This window comes from Pedobacter alpinus (assembly GCF_042684645.1).
GTDB classification, from domain to species: domain Bacteria; phylum Bacteroidota; class Bacteroidia; order Sphingobacteriales; family Sphingobacteriaceae; genus Pseudopedobacter; species Pseudopedobacter alpinus.
Genome location: NZ_JBHULV010000028.1, coordinates 16,165 through 28,071, shown reverse-complemented (window position 1 = coordinate 28,071; position 11,907 = coordinate 16,165). Strand labels below are relative to the sequence as shown.

Sequence of the window (11,907 nt, the reverse complement as noted above, 5' to 3'; positions counted from 1 at the left end):
TAACAAATAATTTTGATGTTAAAAAAGTTTTAAGCCTTTAAACTAAAAACCTTCCCTCTTTTTAATCCAATCAAACAATTCATCAATAGGTTTTTCAAGTATAATTCCTGTATTTATTTCGTATTCTTTGGTTACGGTTTTTAAAATTTCTTGAAAATGGAATCCGATAGAACCAACAAAATGGCAATAATATTCTTTGTAGTTAGAATAGCGGAGAATGTGAGATTTTATAAAATCGTGAAAACCATTAGTTAGCAGGTTTTGTATATATGGGTGGTCATAATACAAACTCATAAATTGTGCAAAAGATGCCAAAAAGTAATTTGGCATTGCTTTTTGATAAAGGTTTTTTATTACTGTTTCTTTATTAAGTTGATATTCTTTGTCAAAAGCTGCTAGAATATCTTTTGGAGCTGTTTTATAAATAAAGTCAGTTATTAATTTTTTTCCAAAATAGGTACCTGAACCTTCTTCGCCCAATACATAGCCTAAGCCTAAGTTACTTTCTACATCCTGCCCATTATAAAAAGAAATGTTAGACTCTGTACCTAAAATACAACTAAAACCAGGTGTGTCTTTACAGCAAGCAATTGCAGAACCCAACAAGTCGCTTTCAACTGCAATAAACGCATTTTTGAATCTATTAGTAAGGGCATTAGAAATAAGCTCTCTTCTATCCGGGCTACTACAACCAGCTCCAAAAAAGTGAAGCTCGGTAACTTCGTTTGCAAAGGAGTTAAATGGTTCAAAATTATTTAAGCTTCTTACAATTTCTTTTTCAGACCAAAAGAAGGGGTTTAAACCAGAGGTACTGTATTTTTCTAAAGATTTGTTTTTCGTTTGTAAAATCCAATCGGTTTTTGAAGAACCTCCATCTGCAACAAGAAGCATTCTAAATATTTTTTAATAATTCGGTAGTAAGCGGTTTGCCTAAAAAATCTGTAACGTTTTTAAATTCAATTACTTTTTTATGATCACTAGGGTCTAAAGATGAAGATAGCATAACAATTTTAACATCTTCTTTATTAATGCTTTGTATTTCTTGAAATTCAACTAAAAAATCAAAGCCTGTTTTAACGGGCATTCTGATATCTAAAAAAATGATTTCAGGTAATTCCTGATTTTCTTTTTCTAAATCTTGTAAATAATTAATTGCAGATTCGCAAGACTGTTTTATAATGATACTTTCAGCAAAATCACTTGCATTTAAAATTTTTTCATTAATCATGTTGTCAATGAAATTATCATCAATTAAAAGTGCTTTTTTATATTTATAAACTTGCATAATTTCTTTAGTAGTGAACAAATATATAAAAAGAATAGTTTATAATTTATTAACAGCTAAAATTTAAAGGTTAATACTGCCAGTAATTTCTTTTAGCGTAATTTCACTAATTTTTGCTTGGTAAAGCGCATTTGCGTACCTAGCTGCGGCATTTACAAAATTGCGTTGTGCTTCCCTTAGCTCTAAAGGTACTATACTTCCTAGTCTGTACTTTTCTAATGTTATATTCAAATTTTCTTTTGCAACTTCAACATTTTTTTCTTCTAAGTTTGTAAGCTCTAAAGTTGTTTGATAATTTTGATAAGTAGTTAATAATTGTGCATTCACATCCTGCTTAATTCTCTCTAGCTCAAGGTTGGAATTTTCTAAACTTAATTTTGCATTTCTTTCTGTTCGGTTTTGTAACGAACCGTTAAATATATTAAGAGAGGCAGTTAAACCATAATTGAAACCCCTAGAGTTTGATCGCAATGCAAAACCAGTAGGAGGAGAGGTGTTATTAGCAAAATTATACCCAGATGTTAAAGCAATTACTGGATAACGGTTAGCTTTAACTTGTTTAACAAAAATTTCTGAAATGGTTTTATTAATTTCAGCTGTTTGTAAATCCGGGTTTTGTATGTCCAAATCAGCTTTTAAAGTTTCATAAATTAAACTTCTATCAATCAAAATATCTTCAGCTACATCAAATTCTGTTTTTAAATCTCTGGCTAATATCTGGTTAAATCTTATCTTACCAGTTCTAATTAGGTCTTTTTGCATCAATAATTGTGTGGTATCTGTATTTAAATCAACTTTGGCGGCCAAAAGTTCTAATTTAGAACCCTTACCAAGCGTATATCTGGAATTTGCATTTTTTAACCTTACAGCAGAAACTTCTAAAGCGGTTTCTGTAGCATCTAATTGTTTGTATTGCGCAATTAGATTGTAATAAGCATCTATAACATCGGCAATGGTAGTTTGAATAGTGATTTTAGCATTTAAATCACCTAATTTTTGTAATTCTTTAAGTCTATCGTAATTGGCAAACATTTGAAACCCGTCAAAAATTCTCCAATTTAAATTTACGCCATAATTCAAATTAGTTGTTTTAGCATTAACAACTTCTCTGGTTTCACCACTAGCTAAATCAACTTGGCTAGTTTGTATATTGTTTATATCATTAAAAGTACCTGTAATATTTGGTAAAAAACCTGCATTTCCGTAACTTAAATCATTTTCAGAAATTTTATTTTGGTTATTACTTAATTTAATGTTGTAATTATTTTGTAAAGCTATTGAAATAGCGTCTTTTAGTGTTAATGTTTCTTGAGCTTGTAAGCTTAATGAAGATAACAGAAAAAGTAGAGTAACTATATTTCTAAAGTATTTCATTTTAGTTTTGTTTTTCAGCTAGTTTTATTTCTTTTTCTGCAGCTTCAGCTTTTGATTCTGTATGTTCCTTACTCCAGTAAGAATAAATAGCCGGAATTACAAAAAGGGTTAGTAGCAAAGAAAATAATGTACCACCAATAATTACCGTACCCATACTCATACGGCTTTTTGCCGCTGCACCAAAGGCCATAGCAATTGGTAATGCTCCTAAAGCAATTGCTAAACTTGTCATTAAAATTGGGCGTAACCTTGATACAGACGCTTCTCTAATTGCTTGCGCCACAGGCATACCTTGCTCTTTGAGTTGATTTGCAAATTCTACGATTAAAATTCCGTTTTTGGTTACCAAGCCTATGAGCATAATGGTTCCTATTTGGCTAAAGATATTCCAAGACTGCCCTAATAACCATAATGAGAAAAAAGCACCTGCAACCGCCATTGGAACCGTTAAAATAATGATAACCGGATCTACAAAACTTTCAAATTGTGCAGCTAAAATTAAGTAAACCAGTAAAAGTGCTAAACCAAAAGCAAAGGCAGTGTTAGAATTACTTTCGGCAAAATCTCTAGATTCGCCAGCTAAATCTGTAGAAAAAGTATCGTCTAGTATTTTATCTTGGGCTTCTCTCATGGCTTCAATACCATCGCCAATGGTTTTACCAGGTACAACAGCGCCAGATACTGTTGCAGATACAAATCTGTTATTCCTATACAATTGTGGCGGACTACTTTTTTCCTCCACATTTACCAAATTGTCTAATTGTATTAATTCTCCTACGTTGTTTCTAACATAAATAGCACTTAAATCGTAAGGATTATTACGTTTTTCTCTAGCAAATTGCCCAATTACTTGATATTGCTTACCATCCATAATAAAATATGCAAACCTTTGTGCACTTAAAGAAAGTTGTAAAGTTTGTGCAACATCTAAAACAGAAACCCCTAAATCTTGCGCTTTATTTCTGTCTATAGAAACGTTAAGCTCTGGTTTATTAAACTTTAAATTTAAATCTGTATTGGTGAAAACAGGATTTTTACCAATTTCATCCATAAACAGGGGCACTTTTTCTTGAAGTTTTTCAAAATTAGGAGCCTGTATTACAAACTGGACTGGTAAACCTCTAGATCTTCCTACAGCTATTGTAGCTTGTTGCACAACAAATGCTTTTGCGCCATTTAACTTTTTAACATCATTGGTAAGTTTGGCTGCTATTTCATCTTGCGAACGTTCCCTTAAATCTGGATCTTTAAGTCTTATTCTAAAGAAACCCGTGTTTGTTGCGCCAGAACCAGAGAAACCTGGAGAAGTAACAGATAAATCAGCAGCTTTACCGGGAACAGAATCTTGTATAAGTTCTGCCACTTGATTCATGTAATCATCTGTATATTCAAAAGAAGAACCTTCTGGTGCAGAAATGGTTAAAGAAAGAGCACTCCTATCATCTAATGGAGAAGTTTCTTTTGGTAGGATATTCCAAAACAACACTATGATACCCACACATACAATTACAATAGGAAAAGCAATCCATCTCTTTTTTAAAAATTTCTCTAAAGATTGATGGTAACGATCATTCATTCCTTGAAAAAATGGTTCTGTTTTAATGTAAAAATCAGATTTTTTTGTGTTTTTAATTAAATACGCATTTAACATTGGTGTTAATGTTAAAGACACAAATGCTGATATTAAAACGGCAGCACCTATTACAATGCCAAACTCCCTAAAAAGCCGGCCTACAAATCCTTCTAAAAATATAACTGGTAAAAATACAGCAGCTAATGTTACTGATATTGATATAACAGCAAAGAAAATTTCGTTAGATCCTTTTATTGCAGCTTCGAAAGGCGACATCCCTTCTTCTACTTTTTTGTAAATATTTTCTGTTACTACAATACCATCATCAACTACTAAACCCGTGGCTAAAACTATGGCTAATAATGTTAACACATTAATAGAAAAACCAAACAAGTACATGATAAAGAACGTGGCTACCAAAGAAACAGGAATATCAATTAAAGGCCTAAAAGCAATACTCCAATCTCTAAAAAACAGGTAAATAATAATTACCACTAATAAAATGGCTATCCCTAAAGTTTCCACAACTTCAATAACAGATCGTTTTATAAAAACAGTATTATCTAAAACTATATCTAATTTAAAATCTTCTGGAAGTTCTTTTTTTAATTCATCATAGCGTTTATAAAATTCATTTGCAATATTTAGATAGTTTGCGCCTGGTTGTGGTACAATAGCTGTGGCAACCATTGGGGTACCGCCAGATCTTAAAACAGTTTCTTCGTTTTCTGGTCCTAACTCGGCAAAACCAACATCTTTAAAACGAATAATATTAACCCCATCATTTTTAACAATTAAATCATTAAACTGCTCTGCAGAACTTAAATTACCTACAGTTTTTACAGTTAATTCTGTGCTTTTTCCAGATATTTTACCGGAGGGTAGCTCTACATTTTGTTTGTCTAAAGCATTTTTTACATCAAGCGGAGTTAAGGAATAAGCAGCAAGTTTATCGGGGTCTAACCATAAACGCATAGAAAACTTTTTTTGACCCCAAATTTGCACAGAAGAAACTCCTGGTATGGTTTGCAATCTCTGCGCAATCACATTCTCTGCATAATCACTCAGTTCTAAAATATTTCTTTTATCACTTTGAATGGTCATGGATATAATAGCGTCAGAATTGGCATCAGCTTTTGAAACCACTGGCAAACCATCAATATCTTTAGGTAAATTTCTGGCTGCTTGCGAAACTTTGTCTCTCACGTCATTTGCTGCATCCTCCAAGTTTTTATCTAAATTAAACTCTACAGTTATAGAACTTGACCCTTGATTACTAGAAGAAGAAATGTTTTTAATACCATCTATTTCATTGATGTATTTTTCTAAAGGTTCTGTAATTTGAGATTCAATAATATCTGAATTGGCGCCAGGATAAGCGGTTCTAACAGATACTACAGGCGGATCAATAGAAGGGTACTCTCTTACCCCAAGAAACATAAATCCAATTACTCCAAAAATAAGGAGCATCAAATTCATAACTATGGTTAAAACAGGTCTTTTTATACTTGTTGTAGATATACTCATTACCTCTTTTATTTTGCAGGGTTTATTAACTTAACTTTTACAGGCGATTCTGGTTTGATAGCCATAATACCGCTAACAATAACGGTGTCACCTTTGCTTAAACCTTCTGATACTAAAATATCTTTATCGGTACGTACATCAGAAACAATTTTAATTGCTTTAGCCTTTCCGTTTTCTGTAATATAAACTTGTTTGCCACTTAAAATTGGAATTACAGCTGTAGAAGGTATTAAAATTGCATTTTTAACAGTTTGTAAAGGCAAACTTATGTTTGCGAAAGTACCTGGAATTAAATAGCCATCGCTGTTATTTGCCAAGGCTTTAATAATTAATGTTCTCGTATTAACATCAATTGCAGGCTCTTGAGCGAAAATTTTAGCTTTAAAAATTCTTGATGTTCCGGCAATGGTGAAGCTAACTTCTACATTGTTCCTTATCATTTGACTGTATTTTTCTGGTACAGAAAACGTGACTTTAACAGGGTTTATGCTTACTAAATTGGCAATGTTTGTGGTAGGAGTAACGTAAGCTCCTTTAGAAACATTACGTAAGCCAATTCTTCCAGAAAAAGGAGCTCTAATTTCTGTTTTAGATAATTGTGCTTTAATTAACTGGCTTTGGGCTTGTAAAGATTTTAGTTCCGCTTCGGAATTGTCATATTCTTCTTGGCTAATAGCTTCAGATTTCAACAGCTTTCCTGCTCTTTCTTCTGTTTCTTGCGCTAACTTTTGTTTGGTTAAAGCTTGTCTGTATTGAGCTTGCAATTCGGTGTCCTCAATTTTTAATAACAAACTTCCAGCGTTTACATTAGTACCTTCGTTAAAATTTATACTTCTAATTAAGCCTGGTATTTCGCTTCGTATTTCTACTTGTTCATTAGCTTCAATAGTACCAGAAACATTTACTGCGTTAGAAAAATCTTTAGTAGTAACAATAATTCCGTTAACTGATGTTTCTTTTGAAGCAGCATTTTTTGAATTAGTACCCATTTTTGCGGCATCATTTTTACTAGAAGTTAATCTGTTGTAAATAAGATAGCCTAATACTAAAACAATTAAAACGTAGATAACATATTTTATTTTCATAGCTTAATTTTCTGATTTTTTATAATCAAAACTGATTGTGTGCGTAATGTTAATATTAAAGTTTTGTTCTATTTTTTCAAGAACTTCCGTAAAAATAATTCTTTGTGTTTCACTTATTCCGTTTAAAGCTAAATCATTAATTTCTTTTATAGCTTTATTTATTTCTGGGATGTAATCAAAAGCTTTTTGAGTTAATTTTATGAGGTGTTTTCTTCTGTCTTCTTTATCTGTTTCTCTAAATACGAAACCATTTTTTGTTAAATAATCAATCATATTTACCATAAAAGATTTATCAACCAATAAATAGTTTGCTAAATCTTTTTGAGTTAAGGTTTGGTTGTTTTCAAGAATTAAAACTAAAACATAATGGTATCTTTCAAGTGGTATATGTTGTGTAACATCTGCAAAAGCCCCCAAATATTTTTTTGTAATTTGAATTAGTGGATGAATGAGAGGCTCTTCTTGCTTTTTCATAAGTTTTATAACAACAAAACTAATTTAATCGTTTACTCTTTAGTTGTAAGTATCAACTATATTACATTTCACTGATTATTTAAATATTTTAATAGATTTATAACATCAAATTAAAATCCAAATAAAAACACCATGATTAAACAATTGCTAAAACCTTTTTTATTTATTTCTATAATTTTTATGGCTATTACAGCACAAGCACAAAATAGTGCAAATATTGCTTTTAAAGTTTCTTTTACTGAACCTCAGGCACATTATGCAGATGTTGAGATGACTATCAGTAACATTAAAAAAGACGAGATAACGGTTAAAATGCCAACATGGGCACCGGGTTCTTATTTAATAAGAGAGTTTTCTAAAAATATAGAGTCATTTGCTGTTAATGCAAATAAAACAAGTGTTCCGTTTGAAAAAGTTGCTAAAAATGCTTGGAAAATTAAAACAAAAGGTAAAAATGCCATTACAATTACTTACCGCGTTTATAGTTTTGAAGTTTCTGTAAGAACAAGTTATGTTGATGCTAGTCATGCTTTTTTATCGCCAACAGGTATATTTATGTATGTTGATGGAAGTTTAGGAGAACCTTCAACTGTTACTATTGAGCCTTTTACAGGATGGGCAAAAGTATCAACAGGTTTACAGCCAATTCCTGATAAAGCTTTTACCTACTATGCCAAAAATTTCGATTGGTTATTTGATTCGCCTATTGAAGTTGGAAACCAAGATGTTTTTGAATTTATGGCTGCTGGTGTAAGGCATGAAGTTGCCATGGTTAATGCCGGTGAATATGATAAAGAAAAATTAAAGCGTGATATGGCTAAAATTGTTGAAAAAGAAACAGCAATTTTTGGAGAAAATCCTAATAAATATTATGTTTTTATTGTTCATCATTTTAACGCTGGTGGTGGCGGTTTAGAGCATTTAAACTCTACAGTTTTGGGTGCTAGCAGAAACGCTTACAGTGATCCAAAAAGATATCAATCTTTTTTAGGTTTGGTTGCACATGAGTATTTTCATTTATGGAATGTGAAAAGATTAAGACCAATAGCTTTAGGACCTTTTAATTATGATGAGGAGAATTATACCACTAATTTGTGGATAGCAGAAGGTTTTACAGCTTATTATGATAACTTAATTGTACAAAGAATATCAAAATATACACCAGATGAATTTGTTAACTTAATTCAGTCAGATTATAACGCTGTACATAACCAGTTAGGAAATAAATCGCAACCGTTAAGCGAATCTAGCTTTGATGCGTGGATAAAACAATACAGACCCAATGAAAACAGCAGTAATACAACCATATCTTATTACAACAAAGGGGCTTTAATTGCGTGTATGTTAGATTTGGCGATAATTAATAATTCTAAAGGAATGCAATCTTTAGATGATGCCATGAGGTTTGCTTACAATGAATTTTACAAAAATAAAAATAGAGGTTATACTGATTTAGAGTTTAAAGCAGTTTTAGAAAAATACGCTGGCGATAATTTAGATCAATTTTATGCTGATTTTATAAATGGAACTAAAGACTTAGATTTTAACAAATACTTAAACTATGCAGGTTTAAAAATTAGCGAAAGGCAAGCTTTAAAACAACCTTCTTTAGGAGTTACCATGAGCAAAACAGATAAAACGGAGATTGCCACAGTAACTAGGAACAGTGCCGCTTGGAATGCTGGTTTAAACGTTAAAGATGAAATTATTGCAATTAACGGCGATAGAACACAAGACGCAATAAATTATATAAGTAAGTTGGCTGTAAATGATGAAGCAGATTTTTTGATTAGCAGAGATGGATTATTAAAAACAATAAAAGTAAAACTAACAGCTTCTGCAAGTAAAACAATGCAAATTCAGCAATTAGAAAATGTAAGTGCTACACAAAAAACAGTGCTTGAGAAATGGTTGAGCCTTTAATTTAAAAAAACAAAAAAAGGGCTATTTCTTTTATCAGAAATAGCCCTTTTTTTTAAAAAGTATATCTTACGCTTAGCGCAAATTCCATATTTAAAAACGGACCTCTTGCTAATTCTAATCTTGGGTGTAAATCAATAGATACAGCCAAAGGAATTTCTGGTACTGTCCATTCTAAACCTGCAATACCATCAGCACCTAAAATCAAACCGCTTTCAACATAATATTTATCGTTTCCGTAACCTCTGTAATAACTATTGCCGTTAATACCACCTATGTGTGCACCAGCACCATAAAACCAATTTAATGATGGCTCGGCAAAAGCAACAGCATGTTTTTCATAAAAACCTGTCACCACAAAAGCGCCTCGTCTAAAACCAATTACTCCTTCTAAAGCAGTACTTGGGTTTATAAAGTGTTTTAAGGTAAGGCCATTTTCATACCCACCAATTCTTACACCTGCGCCAGTAGTATAGTTAGCTTGCGCCATTGTATTTTTTATAGCACATACCATTATAAAACATGTTGTGCACAACATAAAAAGCTTCTTTCTCATTTTTAAAAATTTTATATCTGTTATTAGTTGTGGGCGCAATATTAAGAAAATGTATTTATTAAAAATGAAGATTATTTTTGAACAGGCTCTAAAGCTCTGTAATTAGATTATCATGTTTAAAACAATTGTATCAGAAATATATGTTTTTTGCTTTATTTTTTTATTTTTGATAAAGGTGCTTTTTTATTTATAGCAAATAAATTCAAGTTCCGTAATCAACCAATTTACACCTTAAATCAAAATTATATGGCCGCAGTTAACAGAGTTTTTGACTTGTTAAGTTATAATAAGTCAAATTTTAATAATCAAGATATTTTAGCTTCTAAAGTTGCTGGTAAATGGGAAAAACATAGTATTGATGATTTTATAGCTTACGCAGATGATATAAGTAGAGGCTTATTGAAATTGGGCATCTGCAAAGATGATAAAGTTGCAGTAATGTCTCCAAACAGACCAGAATGGAATTTTTGCGATTTTGGAATTATGCAAATAGGTGCTGCCCAAGTGCCAATGTATCCAACACTGGCAGAAGGAGATATAAAATTTATATTGAAAAATGCCGAGGTGAAAATAGTTTTTGTTTCAGACGAAGTGCTTTACCGAAAAGTAGAAACCATAAAAAATACGGAGCAATTAGAATTGGCTATTTATACTTTTGATAAAGTAGCGGGTTTACCACATTGGACAGAGGTACAACTTTTAGGTAAAGAAAATTCATCTGTTGATTTAGAACCACATAAAGATGCAATTACCCCTGATGATTTACTGACTTTAATTTATACTTCTGGTACAACAGGTACACCAAAAGGAGTGATGTTAACACATCAAAATTTGATTAGTAATGTGATGTATTCTTCAGAAATGTATCCAAAGGGTGTAAGAAAAGCACTAAGCTTTTTGCCTTTATCGCACATTTTTGAAAGAATGGTTTGTTACATGTATATCTATTTAGGGGTTTCTATTTACTATGCAGAAAGTATGGAAACCATTGTAGATAATTTAGCAGAAGTAAAGCCGCATTGTTTTACCACAGTGCCAAGATTATTGGAAAAGGTTTACGATAAAATTGTTGGCAAAGGGCATGCACTTACCGGGGTTAAAAAGAGCTTATTCTTTTGGGCATTAGCTTTAGCACATAAATATGAGCTAGACGGTAAAAATGGTTTCTTTTATGAGTTACAATTAAAAATTGCCAGAAAACTAATTTTTAGTAAATGGCAAGCAGCTTTAGGTGGCGAAATTTTGGTCATCATTTCGGGTGGAGCAGCTTTGCAAGAACGTTTAGCAAGGGTTTTTTGGGGTGCAGATATCAAAGTTTTAGAAGGTTATGGTTTAACAGAAACATCACCCGTAATTGCAGTAAACGGACCAAAACCTGGTGAAACAATGTTTGGTACTGTAGGTAAAGTATTACCAAATTTAGAAGTTAAAATTGCTGAGGACGGCGAAATTTTATGCAAAGGACCAAGTGTAATGAAAGGTTATTACAAAAGACCCGATGCTACTGATGAAGCAATAACAGATGGTTGGTTTCATACCGGAGATATTGGTGTTTTAAAAGATGGATTTTTAGCCATTACCGATAGAAAGAAAGAAGTTTTTAAAACTGCTGGAGGTAAGTACATTGCGCCACAAGTTTTAGAAAATAAGCTAAAAGAATCTGTTTATATAGAACAAGTGATGATAGTTGGCGAAAACAGAAAATTCCCATCAGCTTTAATTGTGCCTAATTTTGAAAAACTAAAAGAATGGGCGCAAAAAAATGGGATTGCAGAAACTGAAGCAGCTAAACTTATAAAAATTAAAGCAGTTTGTGATAAAATTTGGTTAGAGATAGAAAAACTAAATGAGGGTTTTGGAAATTGGGAGAAAATTAAAAAATTCGCCTTATTACCAACTGAGTTTACCATTGATGGAGGAGAAATGACGCCAAAATTAAGTTTAAAACGTAAAGTTATTTTAACTAAAAATGCAGATTTAATTGAAAAGATATATGCCGAAGGTGGGGATAGAAACGAACATCATGTTTAATTAGACTGAAGATTTGATTAGAAATGTTTGTTTTTAGTTTTTTATGAGTATTTATTGAAGAGATATATAAGTTAAGTGTGAT

The 11,907-nt window shown here is 31.8% G+C and carries 9 protein-coding genes; 2 read left to right on the top strand and 7 right to left on the bottom strand.

The features are described from left to right. Nucleotides 1–42: 42 nt before the first annotated feature. From ACFSSE_RS08990 to ACFSSE_RS08965, 6 genes are all read right to left on the bottom strand, one after another. Nucleotides 43–891: an N-acetylglucosamine kinase gene (locus ACFSSE_RS08990; protein WP_379043399.1), complete on the bottom strand. Its 849-nt coding sequence runs from the start codon at nucleotides 889–891 to the stop codon at nucleotides 43–45. Between the two features lies 1 nt (nucleotide 892). After that, nucleotides 893–1,285, bottom strand: a complete 393-nt coding sequence (locus ACFSSE_RS08985) for a response regulator (protein ID WP_379043396.1) — start codon at nucleotides 1,283–1,285, stop codon at nucleotides 893–895. A gap of 63 nt (nucleotides 1,286–1,348) precedes the next feature. After that, nucleotides 1,349–2,659 carry a TolC family protein gene (locus ACFSSE_RS08980; protein WP_379043393.1) on the bottom strand — a complete coding sequence of 437 codons (1,311 nt, stop codon included), beginning with the start codon at nucleotides 2,657–2,659 and terminating at the stop codon, nucleotides 1,349–1,351. A 1-nt stretch (nucleotide 2,660) separates the two neighbouring features. Next, nucleotides 2,661–5,759: an efflux RND transporter permease subunit gene (locus ACFSSE_RS08975; protein WP_379043391.1), complete on the bottom strand. Its 3,099-nt coding sequence runs from the start codon at nucleotides 5,757–5,759 to the stop codon at nucleotides 2,661–2,663. A gap of 8 nt (nucleotides 5,760–5,767) precedes the next feature. After that, the gene (locus ACFSSE_RS08970) at nucleotides 5,768–6,844 is read right to left on the bottom strand and encodes an efflux RND transporter periplasmic adaptor subunit (protein ID WP_379043388.1); all 1,077 of its coding nucleotides are present in this window, start codon (nucleotides 6,842–6,844) and stop codon (nucleotides 5,768–5,770) included. 3 nt (nucleotides 6,845–6,847) lie between these two features. Continuing rightward, the gene (locus ACFSSE_RS08965) at nucleotides 6,848–7,318 is read right to left on the bottom strand and encodes a MarR family winged helix-turn-helix transcriptional regulator (RefSeq protein WP_379043385.1); all 471 of its coding nucleotides are present in this window, start codon (nucleotides 7,316–7,318) and stop codon (nucleotides 6,848–6,850) included. A 132-nt stretch (nucleotides 7,319–7,450) separates the two neighbouring features. Here ACFSSE_RS08965 and ACFSSE_RS08960 point away from each other — a divergent pair, with 132 nt between their 5' ends. Next, nucleotides 7,451–9,241, top strand: a complete 1,791-nt coding sequence (locus ACFSSE_RS08960) for a M61 family metallopeptidase (RefSeq protein ID WP_379043382.1) — start codon at nucleotides 7,451–7,453, stop codon at nucleotides 9,239–9,241. Between the two features lie 52 nt (nucleotides 9,242–9,293). Here ACFSSE_RS08960 and ACFSSE_RS08955 read toward each other — a convergent pair whose 3' ends face one another. Beyond that, nucleotides 9,294–9,728 carry a hypothetical protein gene (locus ACFSSE_RS08955; protein WP_379043379.1) on the bottom strand — a complete coding sequence of 145 codons (435 nt, stop codon included), beginning with the start codon at nucleotides 9,726–9,728 and terminating at the stop codon, nucleotides 9,294–9,296. Nucleotides 9,729–10,040: 312 nt separating this feature from the next. Here ACFSSE_RS08955 and ACFSSE_RS08950 point away from each other — a divergent pair, with 312 nt between their 5' ends. Further along, on the top strand, nucleotides 10,041–11,825 hold the full coding sequence (locus tag ACFSSE_RS08950; protein WP_379043376.1) for an AMP-dependent synthetase/ligase: 1,785 nt from the start codon (nucleotides 10,041–10,043) through the stop codon (nucleotides 11,823–11,825). The last annotated feature ends 82 nt before the right edge of the window (nucleotides 11,826–11,907 follow it).